Genomic DNA, 20,817 nt, shown 5'->3' with positions numbered 1-20,817 from the left:
CATGGGGCAGCAGGAAACCGTCACGACCTCCGCCGACGGCCGGGGCCGGCTGATCGGCCCGTACAGCAAGATCGCCGACAGCGCGGCCGACCTGGTGTTCATCGGCTCCGTCACCCCGCACCTGCCCTCCGGCGAGCTCGTCCGGTCGTTCGAGCAGGTCGACGCGGACGGATCACGCGTCCGGCGCAACCAGATGCTGATCGACGTGCCCGAGGAGCCGGCCGCCGCGCAGGCGTACTTCGCCTTCGACCAGCTCGCCGAGGTGCTCGCCAGCTACGACCTGGACCTCCGCGCGATCGCCCGGCTGCGGGTGTTCGTCACCGACCGCGAAAACCTGGCAGTCGTCAACCGCGTCGTCCGCGACCGCCTCGGCGGCCACCGCCCAGCGATCAGCGTCGTGCTGGTGACGTCGCAGGGGCTGGACGAGCAGGTGGAGGTCTATCTCGACGCCGTCGCTTACACCGGAGAGAGCGGTGTCGAGGTCATCGAGGGCGAAGACGGCAGCACGGTGGCGCGCGCCGGGGACTACGTCTTCGTGCCCAGCACCACGGGCGTGACACCGGCGGCGGCGCCGCCGCGGCTCGGCGACCTGCCCGACGAGCTCGCCGGCCTGGAGTTCAGCACCCCCAAAGGCGCCGAGTCGCTGCGGCAGTCGTGGACGCTGTTCCAGAAGGTGGACGCCGCGCTCGAAACCGCGGGCGGTGGCGTCGAGGACGTGCTGAAGGTCAACGGCTGGCTGCCCGAGTCGATGCGCTACTTCGGCCCGGTCGTGCTGGCGCGCCAAGCCTTGGTCGACCACAACGAAAAGCGGCTGGTGGCGAGCACCGGACTGAGCATCGGCGGCCTGCCCGACCCGGCCGCCCGCATCGCTTTCGAAGCGGTCGCCTACCTGCCGCGCACCGGCGGCGACGCCAAGGAGGTCAAGTTGCCGCAGGCGGACATCGCGCGCTACTACGTCGGCGCCGTCCGGGGTGGCGGGCTGGTGTTCACCTGCGGCGAGGTGCCCATCGACGGTGCCGACCGGCGGCTCGTCGACCGGAACGCCGAGCTGACCGGCGAAGACCGCCGCCTGTCCTTCGGCCACCTCGAAGCGGACACCGGCATCCGGGCCAAGGCCTGGTACGTCTACCAGCTGCACGTCGGCTACCTCGAGGCGTACGGCCTCGACCTCACCGACGTGGTCCACCAGACCGTGTATCTGAAGGACGCGAGCGAACGCGCGGTCGTCGAGCGCGTCGGCACGATGTTCTTCGGGCCGGTGCTCCCGCCGACGACCTTCATCCCGATCGTCGACACTTCGCCGTTCGGCGAGGCGTCGATCGAAATCGAAGTTGTCGCCCGGCAGCGGTGAAGGAGCGACGGATGACCGGGTACGACGTTTCCGCACTGACCCCGCACCAGAACTACAAGCTGCTGTGCGGCGGCGTGGTGCCCCGCCCGATCGCGTGGGTGTCCTGCCGGTCGCTGGACGGGGAGCCCAACATCGCGCCGTTCAGCTTCTTCAACATCGTGTGCTCCGACCCGCCGATGCTCGGGTTTTCGGTGTCGAAGCCGCTGGTCCCCGGCAAGGACGTCAAGGACACTCTGGCGTTCGTCCGGGACAGCCGCGAGTTCGTCGTCAACATCCCCACCGCGGACCTGCTCGACCCGCTCGTCATCACCTCGATCGAGTACCCGCCGGACGTCGACGAGTTCGCGGCCGCCGGGCTGACCCCGGCGGCGTGCGAACGTGTTGCGGCGCCGCGGATCGCGGAAGCGCCGGTGAGCTTCGAGTGCGTCCTGCACTCGGCGATCGACCTCGGCCGCAGCACGTGGGTGATGGGCACGGTCGTCTACGCGCACTTCCGCGAGGGAATCGTGGCCGGCGACTGCAAGCCGGACCCGGCGAAGCTGCGTCCGCTCGGTCGCATGCCGGGGCCGACCTTCAGCACCGAGATGAACGTCGTCCCGCGGTCGGCGAGCCTGGCTGACCCGGCCGCGGGCCTGGCGTCGAGCGTGGTGTGGCAGCGGTGACGGCTCCGCGCGAGGCCGTCGCCGCCGGCACCGCCGTGGTGAAGCAGTCCAGGCGCGCCGCCCTCGGCGGCCTGGTGGGCACCACGATCGAGTGGTATGACTTCTTCATCTACGGCCAAGCCGCGGCGCTGGTGTTCGACAAGCTGTACTTCCCGGGCCTCGCCGCGCCGGCGGCCACGCTGGTGTCGTTCGCGACACTCGGCGTCGGGTTCGTCGCGCGGCCGGTCGGCGGGGTGGTGTTCGGCCACTTCGGCGACCGGCTGGGGCGCAAGCGCGTCCTGATCACCACGCTGCTCCTGATGGGCGGCGCGACCACGCTGGTCGGCCTGCTGCCCAGTGCGGCCGCGATCGGCGTGTGGGCGCCGATCCTGCTCGTGCTGCTTCGCCTGGTGCAAGGCATCGCCGTGGGCGGTGAATGGGGCGGTGCCGTGCTGATGGCCGTCGAGCACGCGCCGGACGGGCGTCGCGGCTTCTACGGGAGCGTCCCGCAGATGGGGGTCCCGCTTGGCTTGATCACCTCGGCGGGCGTCTTCGCGCTGCTTTCCGGTGTCATGTCCGACCAGACGTTCCTTGCGTGGGGCTGGCGCGTGACGTTCCTGTCGAGCATCGTGGTCGTCGCCGTCGGGCTGTTCATCCGGCTCGGCATCGACGAATCCCCGTCGTTCGCCAGGGTGAAGGCTCGGTCGGAACAGGTGCGGGTGCCACTGTTCGAGGTGGTCAAACACGCCAAGCGGGCCACGGTGCTCACCATCGGCAGCCAGGCGCTGCTGAACATCGCGTTCTACGTCACCAGCGTGTACGTGCTGACGTACGCGAGGGACCATGCGGGGTTCTCCCGGACGGAAAGCCTGTTCGCGCTGCTGCTCGCCGCGCTGGCCGACCTGGCCGTGATTCCGGTCTGGGCCGCGGTGTCGGACCGGATCGGGCGGCGCACGGTGTTTCTCATCGGAGCTGCCTTCGCCGCGCTCCTGGCCTATCCGATGTTCTGGCTCGTCGACACCGGCAGCTTCGGGCTGCTCGTGCTCGCCCTCGTGCTGATGCTCATGCTCGGGCAGGCGCCGATGTACTCGACGCTGGCCTCGTTCCTCTCCGAGTCGTTCGACGTCCGGGTGCGCTACAGCGCGATCTCGCTGAGCTACCAGGTGGCCGGCGCGCTGTGGGCCGGGCCGGCACCCCTCGTCGCGGCGGCCTTGGTCGCGGCGACGGGCGGAGTCGGTGTCCTCGTGGGCCTCATCTTCGGCGCCTTCGCGGTGACCGTGGGCTGCGTGCTCGGGCTGCAGGAGACGTACCGCGACCGGCTCGACGCGGTCGGCCGATGAGGTCCGGGGTGGTCACCGAGCTGGAACGAGCCGGAGTGGCGGTGGAGACCGACGGCCACCGCCTCGCCGCGTACGCCTACGACGCGTCCAACTACCGGGTCGTTCCGCTCGGCGTCGTCTTCCCGCGCAGCGTGGCGGAGGTCGCCGCGGCCGTCCGGGTGTGCCAGGCCGCCGGCACACCGCTGATCTGCCGGGGCGGCGGGACTTCGATGGCGGGCAACGCCATCGGCCCCGGGGTCGTGCTGGACTTCTCGCGGCACCTGACCCGGGTGCACTCGATCGACGAGGAGCGCGGCGTGGCCGACGTCGACGCCGGGGTCGTCCTGACCGACCTCGCGCGGGAAGCCGAGCAGGCCACCGCCGGCCGGTTGACCTTCGCTCCGGATCCGTCGTCGAAGACGCGGGCGACCATCGGCGGCGCGGTCGGCAACGACGCGTGCGGCAACCACTCGGTCCGTTATGGACGGACGTCGCACCACGTCGTCGAGCTGGATGTCGTGACCGCGGACGGGGCGCGGCTGACCGCACACCACGGTGGGCTGCGGGCGACCGATCCGGACGACGTCTTCGCCGTTGGCCGCGCCTTCGAAATCGAAGGCCGGCTCAAGTCCCTGGCGCGGGCGAACCTGGCCGCGTTCCGGACGGAGCTCGGCCGCATTCCCCGTCAGGTGTCGGGCTACCACCTTTCGCACCTGCTGCCGGAGAACGGGTTCAACGTGGCCCGGGCGCTGGTCGGTGCGGAGGGCACCTGCGTGGTCGTCGTGCGTGCCCGGATGAGGCTCGTGCCGAAGGCTCCCGCGGCATTGCTGGTCTGCCTCGGATACGTCGACGTCGTCGACGCCGCCCGGGACATCCCCGCGATCCTGGACTTCTCGCCCGCCGCGGTCGAAGGGATCGACCAGTCCATCGTGGACACGATGCGGATGCGCCGTGGGCACGACGCGGTCGGAGGCCTGCCCGAGGGCAACGCGTTCCTTTACGTCGATCTCGACGGTGAGCACGCCGATGACGTCGCCGACGCGGCCGACCGGCTCTTGGACCGGCTGCGCCTCGACGGCCGCGTCCTGGCGGGCCGTGCGGTTCCCGACGCCGGTGAGCGGGCCGCGCTGTGGCGGGTCCGCGAGGACGGTGCGGGGCTCTCGTACCGGCCCGCGAGCGGGGGCGAGTCGTGGCCGGGGTGGGAGGACTCGGCGGTCGCCCCGGAGAACCTGGCCGGCTACCTCGCCGATTTCCGCGCCCTGCTGCGCGAGCACGAGCTGACCGGCGTCATGTACGGCCACTTCGGGGCCGGCTGCATGCACATCCGCGTCACGTACGACCTGCGAACCGGGCAGGGTAGGAATGTCTACCGCGAGTTCACCACCGCCGCCGCCCACCTCGTGGTCCGGCACGGCGGATCCCTGTCCGGCGAGCACGGCGACGGGCGAGCCCGCTCCGAATTGCTCGGCGCGATGTACACGCCGGCGATGCTCGCCGCGTTCGCGGAGTTCCGCCGGATCTGGGACGGCTCCGGCCTGCTCAACCCGGGGTCGATCACCGCGCCGGACCCGATCGACGAGAACCTCGCCCTCGCGGGCGTTCCCGCCCGTGAGTGGCGCACCCACTTCACGCTGACCCCGGCCGGGTCCGGCGTCGACCCCTGGACCCACGCGGTCCAGGGCTGCATCGGCATCGGGAGGTGCCGTGCCGACACCGGCGGCGTCATGTGTCCCAGCTTCCGGGCCACCCGGGACGAGAAGGACTCGACGCGGGGGAGGGCGCGCGTGCTGCAGGAGATGGTCCGCGGCGCCGGTGAGAGCTGGGCTTCGGAAGACGTGCGGGAGGCGCTCGACCTGTGCCTCGGCTGCAAGGCGTGCTCGTCCGACTGCCCGGCGGGCGTCGACATGGCGACGTACAAGTCCGAGTTCTTCGCGCACTACTACGAGGGACGTCGGCGGCCGTTGTCGCACTACTCGCTGGGTTGGCTGCCGGCGTGGCTGAAGGTCACCGGGTACGTGAGCGGTCTGGTCAACGCCGTTCTGGCGAAGCCGGTTCTGGCGCGGCTGGGCGGGGTGACGACCGAGCGGAGGCTGCCCCGGTTCGCTTCCCGGAAAGAGCTGCGACGAGAACTCGCCTCGGTTCCCGACGCACGGGGACAGGCGGACGTCATCCTGTTCGTCGACTCCTTCACCAAGGGCTTCCGACCCCGGGTCGCCGGAGCCGCGGCGCGCGTGGCCGCCGGCACCGGCCGGCAGGTGGCCTGCGAAACCGATGCCTGTTGCGGGCTGACGTGGATCTCCACCGGACAGCTCGAGACGGCTGCGAAAGTCATGGCGCGCACGGTGCGGAAGCTCGACGACGGGGCGAATACGCCCATCGTCGTCGTGGAGCCCAGCTGCGCGGCCGCTCTGAAGAAGGATCTGCCGGAATTACTGGGATCCGCCGCGGCCGAACGGGTCTCGAACCGGGTCCGGAGCTTCGCTGAGGCCGTGGCCGCATGGGTCGCGGAAGGCTGGGAACCGCCTACGGTGCCACCTGGTGTCACCGTGCAGATGCACTGCCACGAGTACTCGACCTTCGGCGCCGGCACCCAGCAGCGGGCGCTGGCCGGCATCGGGGTCACCGAAGTGGTCGAAGCCACCGGATGTTGTGGTGTCGCTGGAAACTTCGGCTTCGAGGCCGAGCACTACGACGTGTCCATGCGCGTCGCCGAACAAGCGTTGGGACCGGCTCTGAGGGAGACGCCAGTAGACACCCCGGTCTTGGCCGACGGATTCAGTTGCGCTGTGCAGATCGGGCACCTCGAACCCGAGCGGCGGAGTCTGCACCTCGCCGAGCTCCTGGACCCGGACAGGCACGGAGCCCGGAGGTGACCGTCACGTCGAGGCGAAAGAGCTCCCGTCTGCCGGTCCACCCAGGGGGTCGGTGGGTCGGTGCTCTCGGTCCAGGGCAATCTGCGTGATCTCCGAAGGCGGACGTCCGTCGAGCGGCTGATCGAGAAGGGCGAAGCGGCCCAGGTGACCGTCAGATGTGATGCCCGCCCATGCTGCGGGTGACTAGGAACACAGTCAGCTCTACTGTGGCTCTGACCTGGTCAGATGTTGCTGCAGAGGGAATTGTAAAAGGGTAGGCATGGGTGAACCACTCGCGAACTTTCGTCGCGTTATATCGGCGATATATCGGATCGTTGATCCGGCTCCTGCTGGGCTTGGCATCTCTCAGCGGTCGGTGACGGTGTCGACGGTCGGTCTGGCGCCGGCGATCCGAAGGCTGGCGGACGAGAAGATGCAGGTGCGGCTGGCGGTGTCGCTGCACACGCCGGACGATGAGCTGCGGGATACGTTGGTGCCGGTGAACAACCGGTGGTCGGTGGACGAGGTGCTTTCCGCCGCCCGGTATTACGCCGACACCTCTGGTCGGCGGGTGTCGATCGAGTACGCGTTGATCCGGGATATCAATGACCAGCCGTGGCGGGCGGAGTTGCTGGCGAAGCGGCTGCGCAAGCACCTGGGCCAGTTGGTGCACGTGAACGTGATTCCGCTGAACCCGACGCCGGGTTCGAAGTGGGACGCGTCGCCGAAGCCGGTGGAGCGGGAGTTCGTGCGGCTGGTGAACGCCGGCGGTGTCGCGTGCACGGTGCGGGACACCCGAGGCCAGGACATCGCCGCGGCGTGTGGTCAGTTGGCCGCTGAGGGTTGAGATTTGTTCGTTTCTACGGTGGAGAGTTTGTCGTGATGTATGCCCCCAGCCTGTTGGATCCGGCTGCGGAGGAGCTTCGGCTCGCGGACGTGGTCGGTCGCGGCGCTACCGAGGTGGCTCGTGAGGCGCGGACCCTGTTGGGTGAGCGGTTCAGCTCGGTGACGTTCATGTACGTGTTGATGCGGGCGTTTGAGGTCGAGTACACCGCGGCGTGTGATGCGGCGCGATGGCACGAGTTCCACGGTGGGCCGCGGGCGCTGTCGGATGCTGATCTTGAGAAGCTGCTCGCTCCGTGGCTTGATCGCTGATTGAGCGTCTGAGGTGGGGCGTCGGCGGCCTCATTGGCTCGAACGTTTCACAGTTGGACAGCGACTGGCAGCTGAGTGTGTTGAGCTGCCACCGTTCGATCCGGCTGCATGCGACGCGGTCGCCCGGACGTCTGCCTCACGACGGACGTGCGCGGATGCTGAGTCGGTGCCTGGTGACTCGAGAGGCCTCAGGCTGGTGGAGGCACTGCATGCGGCTCCGGCGGCAGCGCAGGTCGCGACAGGGGGCAGGGTTCCGATCCGTCCCAATGTCGGGCGTTGAGACGCGAGTTTCAATGCCCGACGTGGGACGGCATGAGCAGCCGGCTGCTGGTCGTTCGCCTAGATGACCGGACATGGTCGAGGTTCCTCCTGCAGGTCACGCCCGCGCTCGATCCGCGGAGGTGACATGGTTACGACCTCTGGTGCGCCGGCTGTGCCGTCAAGTCACGCTGCCGCCACTCTCAGAGAATCCAGAACGCACCACCAACCGGCCCGACAATTCGGTCAATTGCAGCAGCTTGCTTCAACGGGACAAGAGAATTATCGCTGGTCATTATCTGCCTTGGGAGAGATGTACGTCCTCGTCATTCGCGGCCAGCCGCTATTCCGCAGTGTCGGTAGCTATCTGCACGGTGCATATCCGGGCACGGGTGCAGGCGACGTACAGCTTGCGGTCGGTGTCTTCCTTGTGGGTAAGTCCGCCTTGGAGTCGAGTTCGTTCGGACTTCGACAGCACTACGCCTACGGTGTCCCACTCGCCGCCCTTGGCCTGATGGGTGGTCAAGCCGGGAATCAGCCGACCACGTTGTTCTAGGCGAGCCGCGATGAGCTTCAGACGAATAGTGTGCGCAGCGTGTGGCCGTCGCAGTCGGCGTGGCGAGAAGGACTCGGTGATCGCTGTCAACTTGGCGTACGCAGATCTCACGGGGTCCTTTTCCGAGCCCATGAGCGTCTCGACGACTTGGTGGAGTTCGTTGTTCAGCCGTTCGGCGGCGTCCGGCGCGTTGATGGACAGCGTCATCAACGCGTCAGCGAGGTAAGTGGCGTTCTCGCCGAGCGCGGAACGCGTGAGATGGTTGAGCAGGAGAGTTGCGGCTGCTTCCTCAATTCCCCCCTTGAAGGAGTGGAACGCGAGGGGGAGGATGTCTTCGCTGGCTTGCCAGAGCGGTTTCCACTCGGTAGAGAGGGCCACGTTGAGGTTGCCTGCAAGCGCATCCGATGCCGTCGGGTCAAGCGTGACGCCATGACCCTTTCTGAGATTCGCAGCGAGCTTTCGTTGCTTCTGGCCGCGCCAGCGGAACGACTCGGTGAGCGCCAACGTTGTGATGCCGGTCCGGGCCAGTAGTGCGGGAATCGCATCGGGGCGGGCGCCGCGGAACACGTAGAGCGCCTGCCACGGATCGCCAACGAGCGTGACGGACAGTCCGGCTCGAGTGGCTAGCTCGATGATGGCTATGTCAAGGTCATTGGCGTCGAAAACCTCGTCGACGATCAGTGCTTTCGCGCTTACCCTCAGGCGGTCACGGGCGCGCGCTGCCATGGTCTCGTCCTTCAAGGCGTTTTCAAGCGCGTCCCGGACATCCTGATGAGTGCAGACGCCCTCGGCGAGATGCTTGCGGATCTCTGTCAGAGGTACGCGCGCGCCACGTTCGAGACGCACTTTGGCGAACTTCACGTCCGCAGTTTCGACATACACCTTGTAGGCTTCTCTGGTCCACTTCGTCTGCGCAAGCGCGTTCCAGCTGTCGATTACCGTGAGCTCCGTGTGCCTATTAGGCCATCGAAGGAGGCCAGCGCGGAGAAGGTCGTGCAAGAGGTCGCACATGATCGTGTCGAGAGTGACGATGCGGTGCGGCCATGTAAGGGCGGCCGGACCCCAGATACGTCTCACCCGCTGCCTCAGAGTCCAGGTGGCTGCTCTGGTGAAGCTCACGGCGATGATCGCGCGGTGGTCGGTTCTAGATTCTGGAGCGAAACGGAGAGCTCCGAAGCGCTGAGCTGCAACGGTTGTCTTGCCGGTACCGGGACCCGCGTCGATGAACAACCGCCGTTCCAGGCTGCCGCTCGCGGCAGCCTGCTCGCCTGTCAAGTTCTTGGGGCGGGCGTCACTTGGCGACGCGATCGACGTCATGTCGGCTCATTCGGAGGGTTCTCTGCAGGTTCCGCTTGCGCCGTGGGTTGATCTGTTGCGTAGAGGAATTCGAAGATCTCGGTGAAGTGGGTCGGCACCGCCGCGGTCAGAGAACCTGAGTGTCGCTGGTCCGACAGGCGTACAGCCAGAGCGAGTGCGAACTCGCCCTTGCGTGATGCGGCAGGGCCGGCAGACGTTGCGTCCCTTGACTTGGTCTTCTTGCGGGCGCTGCGAAAGAGCAGATGCACGGCGGCGACATCGAGCGGGATTGGGCGGTCGATCTCGAGATCCTCAAGTGCCGCAGCGATCAATGCTTCGTTCCCGGTGGTGATGGACGGCTCCAGCGTGGGATGACTGTGCACGACCTTAACGACGTCTGGGTCGTGAGCATCAGTTGTCAGCCAACTTGGAAGGGTTGGCGACTCTTCGAGCGGCTTGTCGCTATCGCGCAACACCGCTAGCCGACTGCATAGTTCGTGGTCGCGGGTGGCCAAGAGACGTACTGCCCACGAACCGACTTTCGTTCCCATGGGAACGATGCTCAAAGCGTCGATGAACGACTGTTTGTCGACATCCGCACCTGACCACACCCACCCGAATTCGCGGACGAGGGCGGCGTCAGTTACCCCTTCGACGAGCAGCAGTCGTTCGGCGAACAGCGCGGCCGATCGGCTCGCGTCGAGGTGCAGCCTCGTTTTCCTCATGACCTCGGCGCGGTCTGGCATGTTGAGTTCGGCGATGCCTCGGCTCACTCGTCGGCCGTCTTGCAGGCGACGCATTACCACGATGTCCTCAGGAGAACACGAGGTGATGATGTCGGTGGCGTGGCTGGAGAGGATGATCTGCAGCTCAGGACGTTCGCGCGCGATTCGCTGGAGATACCGGGCGAGGGAGTGCTGAAGCTGCGGATGTAGGTGGGCTTCCGGTTCTTCGATCAGAACGGTGACATGCAGCGGACGTGAGGGGAAGAACGAGTCTTCCTCGCTGTCGCGCTCGGCGCGTGCCTGGAGCAGCCTTGCTTCCGCGTCTGCGGGATCGACTGGCTCCTCGTCGGAGGTGTCTCCATCAGCGGGGGGCGCGAACACCAGTTGTTGATCCGGAATAGCCGCCAACGTGACTGCGATGTGCAGCAGGTTGACGTACCCCAGCCCGGAGACTTCGAGTGGTCTTGCGTGCTGACGCCCTTCGAGTACGGCGAGCATCAGCTCCAAGACCCTGGCGAGGTAGGTGTCGTCGATGACCTGGCCGCGGACGTAGGGCCAGTTGCGGGAGACGCCCGCCGACAATGAATGGAGGTGTGCCGCGATCCGCTCCTCCACGGCCCCGATGAGGCTGTCTGCGGCGAGTTGTTCGAGGAGCGCTGAGGCGCGGGCGCGTAGTCCGGCCAAATTACGTCCGTGACCAGCGTTCTGGCGCTGTGCTCGAAGCAGCTCCACCAGGACGCGCGCTTCCCGGCGAGCTAGCTCGTCGACAGGGTTTCGCCATGCCGGGAGGTAGACTAGACGGATAGAGTCCATCGCGTCGTGAGCGATCAGCGTTCTGGTGGCCACTCTCCCGAGGTCGCGGCTCAACTCACGTGTCCAGGCTGCGGCTGTTGTACCAGGTGCTGTGATGCCAGCCTGAGCTTGTAAGACGTGACCCAGCATTCCTTCATCGTGCTCAGTGCGTGAGAAGGAGTACTCGACCTCTACCGAGCGTTCGCCCTCGCCCAGAACGGCCGCGGTTGGTGCGGGCAGCCGAGGAAATACCTTGATGTGTGCAAGCTGCAGTGCCTCGGCGACCGTGGTCTTGCCGGCGCTGTTAGCGCCGATCAGCACTGCGAAACGGCCAGGCAGACGGACTTCGAGATCGTGTTCTGCGCTGGCGCGCAGTCCTCGGATCATGAGCTTGCTCAGGTGCACCTTTGAAGGTCGGGCCGGAACGATCTGTTGTTACATCGCGCCATCGGCTACGGAGTGGTGTCGACGAGGGCTCGATAGCGGCCTGAGCGGTCGCCAGCACCGTCCCTCTTGCTCTGCCGCGTTGATCTTCGAGGTGAGAGCGTCTGACTACGCAATCCGCCTGTCGAAGATAACGATTAGGTCCTGGGCGTCGGCCATGCCGAACCGCGAGGGCGAGGTATGCGCGACGACCGTCGGGGGTCCTGGCCGGACCTCGTGGAGGGCACCATCCTGCGCGGGATCGTTATGTGGAGAGCCGGACCTCGGGCGGGAGTACTAAAGGATGGGAACGTGGCTGACCTGCGGTTTATGCCGGCAGCCTGGTCGTGGAGTCAAGGTTCGGCCTATGCGCGCCAGAGTAGCGACTGGGGACGGGTCGCTCGGACCCGTCCTCACCGCGCTGGCGATCCCTCTCCAGTCGAACGACCGTGGGATGGTCTCGACCAGCCGGGAACGCGGGGAGCGGCGGGAGTGACTCGCTGGAGAGATCTTGCGGGAGCCGCTCGGGCTCTGCGGTGTAGGTAGCCGGTTTTGTCATCTCTTGGTGGCGTTGCGCGGAGATTGATGGGTGCTCATTTGCACTTGTAGTACGTTTCAGCGTTGCCGGTCTTCACGAATTGCCAGTTCTGCCCATCAGGTGACTCCGTCGCGTAGACCGGCGTGTCGCCGGAAGAAGCATTTGATTTGAACGGGCCGAAGGACTGCAGGTGCACGGCTGTGTCACCGGCGATCGAGTAGGAGACGTTGAGATTGAAGGTGTAGTTCGCTTTGCATCCGTGCGCGTCGATGCGGACTAAGGCCTGGTTGTCTTGGCTGACCGAGAAAGTCTGTCCGAGAGGTTCGGTTCGTGCGAGTTTGGCGTCAGGGTTGACGCTCGGGTCGAGGGTTTCGTCTGACTCTGAATCGATGCCTTTGTCGACGATTTTTTTGCTATCAAGGTTGAGGTCGAACACCCGGCTGCCGCGGCCTCCGCAGCCTCCTTGCGGTAGGTAGACCCAGGCGGCCTGGTCGTGGTTCGCTGGTTTCAGGGAGGGTGTGATCTCCAGGATGTCGACAGTTTTGCCTGTCTCGGCGGACATGAACAGGTAGATGAAACCTGACAGCCAGAAGGCGCCGCCGCGCGCGACGACCTGCTCGCGCAGGTCTGCGCCGCCGGCCGGGAAGGTGTTCAGGGCCGGTCCCTTGGCCGGCATTGCGACCGCAGTTCCGCCGTCGCAGCCTCGCATCGTCGGCCAGGTGTTTCGGACCAGAAGTGTGGCGTCGGGCGCTTGCTTGTTCGTCGTCGATGTCGTGGGAGCGCTGGAGGTTATTGTCCCGGAGAGTGACGACGGCGGTGCCGCGGAGACCGGCGACGGGTCGCTGGGGGTTGACGTCGGTGGTGGGGCAGCGTGGGATGGGGTGTCTGATTGCGCGGCGATCGCGTAGGTGAGGCCTGATGCCAGAAGGATGGCGGTCGCTGCCGTCGAGAGCGCGATGGTCGTTCGTCGAGACGGCCTTCTAGATTTCACCGGCACCGTCGGTGGCAGAGGTTCGGTTATGGTGATCTCGGTGTCGGTCAGGTCGCTGGTGGCTGTGTTGTGGAACATCGCCAGGTCGGCCGTGTGCCCGGTTGTTCGTTGCTGTGGCTGGGGAAGGCCTCGCTCGTTGAGTGCGTTCCACAGGTGCCCGTAGAGGTCGCTGAGCGTGAGTTTGGTAGGACCTTGGGGGATTCCGCGGCGAAGCAGTTCGAGAAGCGCGCCGGTGAAGGCGGTGTGTCTCTCGCCGATGGGGGCCAGTGCCATCTCGGTCGGCGGTGTCGCGGCCACGATGTAGGTGCCGGCGATGTTGAGACTGGGCGCGTTGCTCATCCCTTCGGTTGCGTTTCCGCTGAAGCAGCAGTCGAGGATGAGAATTCGGTTGGTGGCGCGGCTGTTGACGAGTATCTCGCGTAGAAGTTGGTACTGGAGTGCGCTGACCTGGAGCTCGTCGGGGTCGGTGCCGCTGAGGCTGAGGTAGAGGTCGTTGTTGTGTGACAGGAGGCCGTGGCCGGCGAAGTAGACGATGAGCGTGTCCTCGGTCGACATCGCGTACTGCCGCAGGGTGCGGAAGACCGAGCGCGCGTCGGGTGCGTTGCGGATCGTGAGGCATTGGCTCGGGGGCAGGCCGAACACGGCGGGGTCGGTCAGTGTCGAGGTGAGGTCGGTGAGGTTGTTGTCCACTGAAGGCAGATTGTGTAAGCCGGTCACGTTTGCGGCGTACACGCTTGTTCCGACGAGTACGGCTGATGATCGCCGGAGATCTGGTTCAGGCACCGCTGTCAAACTCCCGCCCCTGCGCCTTGGTGGCGCGTGTGTGAGGGATGTCGCCGGGTACCTGTGCTGTTGTTACAGCAGAGCTAACGGTCTTGCCAGGGCGTGGGAGGGAGGCGAGGGTGCTGAGCGGTGCGGCCGGGCTCGTCTCATTCGTGCGCACGCTGTTGCTTCGGTATCGGTCTCCTGGGCGCAGCCGCGGTGAGGACGGCAGCGTCGCCTGGCCTATCCTCGTGAGCATGTCCGGCCCGAAGCGCCACCACTTTGTGCCCCGAGCGTTCCTGCAACGCTTCGGGTGTGATGGGAGAGTGTCTGTGCGGCGCCGTGGTCGGGGGCGACTGATCACCGCCAGAGCCCTGAACGTGGCCGTCGAGTCCAGCTTCTACACGACGCAGACGCCTGAGGGTGGCAAATCGACCGAGATCGAAGCGCTTCTGGCGGAGGTGGACGGACCGGCCGATAAGGCGATCGCCGAGGTCATCGAGAAGGACGAGCTGCCCGCTGCGGGCACCGCGGGTCGTGAAGTCCTCGCCACCTACATGGCCGTACAAGTCGGGCGGACGCCCGAGGCGCGAGAGCAAGTCGCCTTCCCCGAGAACTTTCTGAAGTACGCAGACGGGCGTCGCGTCGATGCGAAACTCATGGCCGAGTATCTCCGGGAGGTCCACCTGGGGTTTGAGCCGAGCGACGGCGAGGTTGCCGGCGCCATCAAGATGGTCGAAGCCGCAGAGGTAATGGGCACGCTCTCGCACAATGACACGGTCACTGTGCCGCTGAGCGTGGCCGAGAAGTATGCGGGGGTGCTGATGCGTAAGCACTGGAGCCTGGAGGTCGCCCGAAAGCCACGTTTTCTCACTTCCGACGCGCCGTTGGTTGCGTGGCATAAGCCGACTCCGGCAGACCGCTACCGCGGTCGTGGGTTCGGTAACGCGGCGGAGGTCCGCTTCCCGATCAGTAGCGGGCATCAGCTGGTCCTCACCGATCAGCCTCGGCCGTTGGTGATTCGCGTGGAACCTGCTCGTGTGAGGCAGTGCAATGCCGATGTTGCCGCCGGCTGCCACAACTTCATCGTCGGGCATCCGAACCATCCGCGCCAGCTGCATGAGGTCTCGCTTGCGGAGAAGAGGCCTACGCTGCGCTTCAGCACCTTCCCCGGGTATCGCGTCGACGCTGATGGCACGGAGAAGGACTTAGGTGAGGTCCCGCTTCTGTGGGTCCAGCGAGCCGTATACCCCACGCAGAGCAGGAGTGGGTCGCCGCGGCGTCAGCGCCATGCGGCAGGTGGGCGTCGTGGTCGGCGCTGAGCTGTCGGTGGTGGTCATGGCTGACGCCTTGCCTGGCTCGGGACGATACGGTCGAGTCGTTGCGCGCTCGTCCGGTAACAGTCGTCGGCGTTCGTCGAGGCTTCCGCTTATGTCGGTGACGGGCGGGAGTCTCGGCGAGGGGACGCGCTACCGCGTCGGGAATTCGTCGGAAGCGACGATGGGGCTTGCCTCGTGCGGGGTCGGTGAGACAAGCCCGGAGGCTGGCCAGCTTGTTGCGGACCGCGGGCAGTCAGGCAGCTCCGGGTCGGTGAACGTGCTCGTCACGATCAGGACCACCCGGGGAACGGTCGGGATCCGACAGCGGCACGCTCAGTCCAGCCGTCACGGCTCGATCTTCGCCGCCAATGTGTCCGCGGCCGGTCCTGCTGCGGTGACCTCCTGGGAGCTGCCGTCCTTATGCACGATTTTCACGGTCAACGTCGATCGTCGCTGCCGGAGCCACACCGAGACCGACCCCGCCAGCACGGACAGTGCTCCGCCGCTGGCCAGGCCGATGCTCAACGCGTCGGTGCCCCCGCCCATCTGGCCATCGGTGAGCTGAGCACGGAGCATTCGTACACGGCCGCGGAACTCCGACTCGCCGCCGAGCCATCTCGACAGTGATGCCAGCTCGTCGTGTACGTCGGCTGCGCCGACGATCTCTACCCGGGCTTCTGTGTCCACACACTCTTATCGTGCGTTCCGAGGCCGGTGTTTCGTCATCGCACGTTCGGGGTTCGGTTCGACGCTCGTTGCCAGTGAGCCTGCCGACAGGCCGGACGTCCGGGAAGCCCGTAGAGTGAACCCTGCTGCCAACCCCGACCTTGCCCTCGACCATGACCTCACCGTGATGGGCGTACGAGGTTGCACACGATCGCCAAGCCGAGCCCGCTACCGCCGGTCGCGCGATTACGCGACTTTTCAGGTAGCCAGAAGCGCTCGAATACACGCGGAAGGTTGTCTTCGCTGGTCCCTGCGCCTGTATCGCTCACCGTGATCATAAAGCGACCTTCGTCGTCGCCCTCAATCCGGGCGACCTGGACCCTGGCCAGCACCGCCTCGAACTGCGGCGAGTCACCCCGCTGCCCGGCGGTCACCAGTAACGACAATGGCTTCTGGCCTTGCTCGGTGGCCAGGTGCAGCTTGGTCGTCCAGCCTCCCGCGACCGGCCCAGCGCGTGGTCGGCCGGTTCGGGCTCGCCGAGACCGCCTGGCGGTTCTTTCTGAAGGTCACCGTCGATGCGGGCGCCCGCTGCGTGCTGGTGCGCCCGGTTGATCGTGGAATCCACGCTCACCTCCCAGGTGATCAGCCCGGCGGCGTCGGCCCGGGTCTGCAACGCCGCCAAGCTCAACGCCCACACACCGGCGCGCTGCCAGCGTCGGAACAAGCCATAGACGGTTTGCCAGCAGCCATACACGGGGTGGGACGTCACGCCACGGCGAACCGACACAGACCCGCCAATGCCGTCCAGGAGCTGGCGTTTACTCCACAAGGGTGGGCGGCCGGGCTTCTTGCCGACGGGCAGCAGCGGTTCCAAGATCGCCCACTGCGCGTCGGTCAGGTCGGCTCGCCCCGTCGCCGCTGGGCTGGGCACGAGGTCTCCGGTGTTCTTGATCAGCTTGGTCGTTGATCGGTCTACCGGAGACCTCATCTATCTGATTCAAAGAAACGCCACACCGCTGGCCAGAAGCTCCGCTGGTCAGCACATCAAAACAGGCTCTAGTCGAGAAGGTCGTCGGCCTGACGCCGACCATGGGCTGCACCCAGCGGCTCGCCGCGCGGGCCGGCGTCGGACGCGTGCGACGTGGCCAGGCGTTGGTCTGGCCACGTCGCACCCGTTCGTGTGCGTGGCGCGACGACGTGCTACCAGCCGATGAGGTGAGCGATCACGTCGTAGCCTGTGGCGGCGATTAATCCAACGGTTCCTGATGCCAGCCAACGGAACCGCTCAAGGGAGCGTAGGCGGGTCTCGTGGTCAGCGCGTTCGGCAGCGAGGAAGTCAGCCGTGGCTTCCATCTTGGCGAGGCGACGCAGGTGCTTTCGGTCGAGTGTCACGTGAGTGATGCTTGCGGCGCACGACGGGCACTCTCGTGTGGGCTTAGGCATGAGGAATTCACCCTTTCGGGTCATTCCTGGTACCCATCTCCAGGCGACCGCGTGCGTGGGACGTGCCCAACTCACACCAATGCGGCGCGGGTGCTTGTGTTCGACTTTAGCACTGTGGGCCAGCGCGGGGGATCCATCGGTCACGTGGTGGCAGGTAGATCCTCGTGCGCCACGCGAGGCGGTGCCCGTCTGGGATGGTCTCGCTCTCGGGATCCAAGTTCTCCGTGAGCCTCGTGCGCACCCGTTCTGGCAGCTTGTCGAGAAATTCCGATGACGGCACAGTCGGAGGAACCACAAGCTCTACTAGATCGGCCGAGTCGAGTCGGGCATGGCCGTGTTTGCATCCGACCTGCCACCATCGGGTGAGTCCGTCAAAACTGTCGGCGAACGGCCAGTTGCATACGCCATGTTTAGGTTTGCCGCTCGATGTCCTGCCGACAAAATATATCCGGCTGCCGCCGCCTTGAAGTGCGAAACAGTACACCCGGCCGAGTAGGCAGCCCTTCTCGCGGCAACGCACGGCCACTTGGGGAAGGGACGTGCGTCGTCGTGGGCTCATGGTCTGTAGCTGAGATGCGTACCAGTCGTTCACCTTCTGCCATAGCGCAAGTTCGGCTGGCCATGTCACCGACTTCATCCACTGCTTGAATTCATCGAAGTCTGCTGGGTCTTTCGAGCGATACCAACGTTCGTCGAGCTCGTGGCGTCGTTCGTAGCCAGCCGTTGCTTCCAGCTCGGCCTGCCACGCCTCGCGTGGTTCGCGGATCATCGGTCCAGTTCCCGGGTCATGCGATCGCAGTCGTGCTCAGGGGAGGGTCAGGTTGGACGGTACGCCGGAGGCGTAGCAGCACGGCGACGAGGTGTCTGCGTGTGCGACCGCGGATGCTTGCACATGGTGAGTGCGATCTTCGAGGTCTAGAGCCAAACTGGTCGCTATGTTGAACCTGCCAGAGGATGCCCAGACAAGTCCGGTCCTCGACTCCGCGCAACTGGTGCGCATCGAGGCAACTCACCGTGGGTTTGGCTATCAGCATCTCTACGCGGTGGCGTGTCTGCTCACGATGGACCGGACGGACACCGACGAGGTAGTGATCGAGCACGATGAGGATGTCGAGCTGGTACGTCCTTCAGGCACGGTGTATGTGCAGGTGAAGACTCGTGAACGCCCGCTTCGGTTCAGCGACTTGGACGGAGTGTTGCCGCGGTTCGAGCAGTTGCGCCGGGCGCATGCTGGTGGCGAGCGGGTGGGTGACGCCGGCTTCGCGATCGTGAGCAACGCCGCCCCTGGGCCTGACCTTCGTGCCCGCATAGCGTCGTCGAGTTGGCCGTCTGACGTGGCCCTGGTGTGGCCCGGGGGAACGGCTGGCGGCGTCGATCTGTCGCTGCCGACGCCCTGGCAGGGGCTGCAAGAAGCTATGGAGGCGTGCGTCGAGTTAGCTGGCGGGGTTCCTTTCCCGAGCTTGGCGCCAGAGACGTTGGTGCTCAAGCTTGCCGGACTTGCGCAGTACATGGCGACCGGCCACGCTGGCCACGCGGTGACCAAGGCTCAGCTTCACGAGTTCCTTGAGCAGTTGGTTGTCCAGTTGCACGATTTCCCGCAGCCGCCTGTCGACTACCGTCAGCAGTCATTGGAACCGGATCTGTCAGCGCCAGGCAGGGTACAACTGGTCGTCGGAGTGTCGGGTGCGGGCAAGACCACCTGGGCCTCGATCATGTCGTTGCGCCATCCTTTCCCGACTGCCTACTTCGACGTTGGCGAACTTCCGAGCCAGGCCGTGGCTTCCTCGCTGGCCCGCGAACTGGTTGCGCGGTTCTTGCCAGGGCGAGCTTTGGGCGGAGGCGGCGCAGCACTACCCGCAGCGAGCGGCCTTGAGTTGATGGCCTTCCTGTCGCGGCGGCTTCGAGAGGAAGAACTCGAGGTCACCGTTGTTCTGGACAACGTGCACCGCTTGTCCGCAGAAGCGTTGCGCTCGCTCGTCGATGCGGCGCCTGACGTGCGGTTCGTGTTGCTTGGTCAGCCTTGGCCAGGGCAAGCTCCGGTTGAAGCCCTGTTGGAGATCCAGGCCGAGGAACTCGGTGGTTGGTCGCAGGACGATGTCGCGGCCGTGTTCGCCGCGGAGGGATGTCCAGTTGAGGTAGCGGCCGTGCATCGTCTTCTTCGGCTGACTGCTGGGGTACCGCTCTATGTGAAGGCAGCTGTCCGACTCGCTGTTCGTGCCTACGACCGCGACGTTAGTGAGTTCCTAGACGCAGTGGAAGCAAGGCTCACTCACGTGGAGACTGCGCAGGAAGTCATCCTTGCCGAGACGTTCAAGCAGCTAACGCTGCCCGCTCGCTTCGTTGCTTCGTTGCTCGAGCTCGCAGATGTACCGCTAACCACCGAGGAGGCACTCGACCTCGTCTCGGCGGCAGGGTTGACGCCGGCAGCGGCGGCAGCGGCGGTCCGGGATCTTATGAGGTCAAGCATTCTCCAGGTGACTGGCGACGGAATCAAAATCCATGATGCATTTCGGCTTCTGGCCCGCGATCACCGTGCGACCTTGGATCCAGAGATCCTCAGTGCAGCCCTGGAGAACCTCGTCGTGCTGGTGCAACGATCTCTTCCCGCGCGGTGGACGGTCGGCCGGTTCGGCTTGTGGCTGCGGCTGCTGCCGCAGACCGGCCGGCAGGAAACGTTGATCGACATTGCCACTCAGGAGGAATTCCACCAGGTCGGTGATCCAAGAGAGGTTAGGGCCGCTATTGAGGCGGTCGCGCAGTCCACCGATCTTGGCGACGAAGTACGCTTCTGGGCGCTTGATGCCTTAGCGTTCTGGGACTACAGCGTGGGCAGCTATGGACCTATTCCTAGCATGGTGGACCAGATGACTACCGCTGTGGGCGCAGGCACGGATGCGCGTGCTGGGTCGGCGCTCGCAATGAAGCAGATGATCGCCGCGTCCCTGCGAAAGGACCGAGATGGAGTCGAGGCTGCATTCAGGGTCGGGCTAGAAAGCGCTGAGGGAGATGCGATGGTGCAACTGATCATCCGTTACAACCGCGCACTATCGTTGTTTCACCTCGGGGTTTATGGGGACGCAGCATCTGAGGCGCTGAGCCTCGTCGAGGACTACTACGATCGCCTCGGGCTTGGCCTTGGAGATGTCTTCGGCGCGAACCCTGGTGACTTGCGAGCCGCCGTACCCGACACCGCTACTCGTGACGACGACTTCAGGCACGTCGCCGACAGTCTTTATCTCCTCGCTGCTGCCAACAAGCGTCTAAGCGAGTCTTCGGTCGCGATGGCCTTCCTTCACGCGATGAAATTCTACAGCGCTGCATCGGCTTGGCGATCAGCTGTCCGAGCCGGGCAGGAAGCCATCGATGAAGTGCTTGATCTGGGCGATCTCCAAGGTGCACGTAATATTAGTGAGAATCTCCTCCTGCCCCTGGTTTCGGAGTACCAGTTGGTCGATCTGCTTGTTCCAGTCCGCGCTCAGTATGCTGTCCTTCTCGCTTTGTGCGGCGAGGTCCATGCCGCCCGTGAAGAAATGACAAAATTGGCGGCATATCAACAGAACGACGCTGGAGCGGCAGAGTTGGCCAACCAGCGTCAACTCATTGACCGAATCGCTGAGAGGGGAGACCTGCCAGGGAATCCTGTCGTCGACGGCTAGCTGGCCAGCCGTCTTGCGGGTGAGTTGATTCCTGTTCGCGTCTCGGATGTTCGTTGTCGGGTCGGCCGGTGCAC

At 65.6% G+C, this 20,817-nt stretch carries 14 protein-coding genes and 2 pseudogenes; 9 read left to right on the top strand and 7 right to left on the bottom strand.

What is annotated here, in order from left to right; all coding sequences use genetic code 11:
* Position 1 precedes the first annotated feature (1 nt).
* The 6 genes and pseudogenes from ACIA5G_RS48815 (at position 2) to ACIA5G_RS48790 (ending at position 7,318) form a co-directional block, all read left to right on the top strand.
* Positions 2-1,351, top strand: coding sequence for a RidA family protein (locus ACIA5G_RS48815; RefSeq protein WP_395936463.1), 1,350 nt, complete (start codon positions 2-4; stop codon positions 1,349-1,351).
* 11 nt (positions 1,352-1,362) lie between these two features.
* A complete protein-coding gene (locus ACIA5G_RS48810; RefSeq protein ID WP_395936461.1) occupies positions 1,363-2,013 on the top strand; it encodes a flavin reductase family protein in 651 nt (216 codons plus the stop codon).
* Positions 2,010-3,332, top strand: coding sequence for an MFS transporter (locus ACIA5G_RS48805; RefSeq protein WP_395936459.1), 1,323 nt, complete (start codon positions 2,010-2,012; stop codon positions 3,330-3,332). Before ACIA5G_RS48810 ends, ACIA5G_RS48805 begins: the two co-directional genes overlap by 4 nt.
* Complete coding sequence (locus tag ACIA5G_RS48800) at positions 3,329-6,184, top strand: FAD-binding and (Fe-S)-binding domain-containing protein (protein ID WP_395936457.1); 2,856 nt, start codon at positions 3,329-3,331, stop codon at positions 6,182-6,184. Before ACIA5G_RS48805 ends, ACIA5G_RS48800 begins: the two co-directional genes overlap by 4 nt.
* A gap of 253 nt (positions 6,185-6,437) precedes the next feature.
* Positions 6,438-7,010 (top strand): annotated as a pseudogene (locus ACIA5G_RS48795) (radical SAM protein); the annotation flags it as partial.
* 35 nt (positions 7,011-7,045) lie between these two features.
* Complete coding sequence (locus ACIA5G_RS48790; RefSeq protein ID WP_395936487.1) at positions 7,046-7,318, top strand: hypothetical protein; 273 nt, start codon at positions 7,046-7,048, stop codon at positions 7,316-7,318.
* A gap of 601 nt (positions 7,319-7,919) precedes the next feature.
* Here ACIA5G_RS48790 and ACIA5G_RS48785 read toward each other — a convergent pair.
* From ACIA5G_RS48785 to ACIA5G_RS48775, 3 genes are all read right to left on the bottom strand, one after another.
* Positions 7,920-9,449, bottom strand: a complete 1,530-nt coding sequence (locus tag ACIA5G_RS48785) for a UvrD-helicase domain-containing protein (protein WP_395936455.1) — start codon at positions 9,447-9,449, stop codon at positions 7,920-7,922.
* Positions 9,446-11,350, bottom strand: coding sequence for an ATP-dependent nuclease (locus ACIA5G_RS48780; protein ID WP_395936453.1), 1,905 nt, complete (start codon positions 11,348-11,350; stop codon positions 9,446-9,448). Before ACIA5G_RS48780 ends, ACIA5G_RS48785 begins: the two co-directional genes overlap by 4 nt.
* Before the next feature lie 611 nt (positions 11,351-11,961).
* The gene (locus tag ACIA5G_RS48775) at positions 11,962-13,680 is read right to left on the bottom strand and encodes a caspase domain-containing protein (protein ID WP_395936451.1); all 1,719 of its coding nucleotides are present in this window, start codon (positions 13,678-13,680) and stop codon (positions 11,962-11,964) included.
* Positions 13,681-13,916: 236 nt separating this feature from the next.
* Between ACIA5G_RS48775 and ACIA5G_RS48770 the strand changes: the two genes are divergently transcribed.
* Positions 13,917-14,981: a DUF4238 domain-containing protein gene (locus ACIA5G_RS48770; RefSeq protein WP_395936449.1), complete on the top strand. Its 1,065-nt coding sequence runs from the start codon at positions 13,917-13,919 to the stop codon at positions 14,979-14,981.
* 342 nt (positions 14,982-15,323) lie between these two features.
* Here the strand turns inward: ACIA5G_RS48770 and ACIA5G_RS48765 are convergent, their stop codons facing one another.
* The 3 genes from ACIA5G_RS48765 to ACIA5G_RS48755 form a co-directional block, all read right to left on the bottom strand.
* The gene (locus tag ACIA5G_RS48765; RefSeq protein WP_395936447.1) at positions 15,324-15,665 is read right to left on the bottom strand and encodes a hypothetical protein; all 342 of its coding nucleotides are present in this window, start codon (positions 15,663-15,665) and stop codon (positions 15,324-15,326) included.
* A 158-nt stretch (positions 15,666-15,823) separates the two neighbouring features.
* Positions 15,824-16,078, bottom strand: coding sequence for an ATP-binding protein (locus ACIA5G_RS48760; protein ID WP_395936445.1), 255 nt, complete (start codon positions 16,076-16,078; stop codon positions 15,824-15,826).
* Positions 16,075-16,632 (bottom strand): transposase, encoded by a 558-nt coding sequence (locus ACIA5G_RS48755; RefSeq protein ID WP_395936443.1) that lies wholly within the window; start codon positions 16,630-16,632, stop codon positions 16,075-16,077. Before ACIA5G_RS48755 ends, ACIA5G_RS48760 begins: the two co-directional genes overlap by 4 nt.
* 56 nt (positions 16,633-16,688) lie before the next feature.
* On the opposite strand from ACIA5G_RS48755, the pseudogene ACIA5G_RS48750 reads away from it, so the two are divergent.
* Positions 16,689-16,784: pseudogene (locus ACIA5G_RS48750) on the top strand (enoyl-CoA hydratase/isomerase family protein); the annotation flags it as partial.
* Between the two features lie 60 nt (positions 16,785-16,844).
* Here ACIA5G_RS48750 and ACIA5G_RS48745 read toward each other — a convergent pair.
* On the bottom strand, positions 16,845-17,036 hold the full coding sequence (locus ACIA5G_RS48745) for a hypothetical protein (protein ID WP_395936441.1): 192 nt from the start codon (positions 17,034-17,036) through the stop codon (positions 16,845-16,847).
* A gap of 986 nt (positions 17,037-18,022) precedes the next feature.
* On the opposite strand from ACIA5G_RS48745, the gene ACIA5G_RS48740 reads away from it, so the two are divergent.
* A complete protein-coding gene (locus tag ACIA5G_RS48740; RefSeq protein ID WP_395936439.1) occupies positions 18,023-20,743 on the top strand; it encodes a dsDNA nuclease domain-containing protein in 2,721 nt (906 codons plus the stop codon).
* Positions 20,744-20,817: the final 74 nt, after the last annotated feature.

The organism is Amycolatopsis sp. NPDC051758 (assembly GCF_044453095.1).
Taxonomy (GTDB): domain Bacteria; phylum Actinomycetota; class Actinomycetes; order Mycobacteriales; family Pseudonocardiaceae; genus Amycolatopsis.
This window is presented reverse-complemented; position numbering and strand designations above follow the sequence as displayed.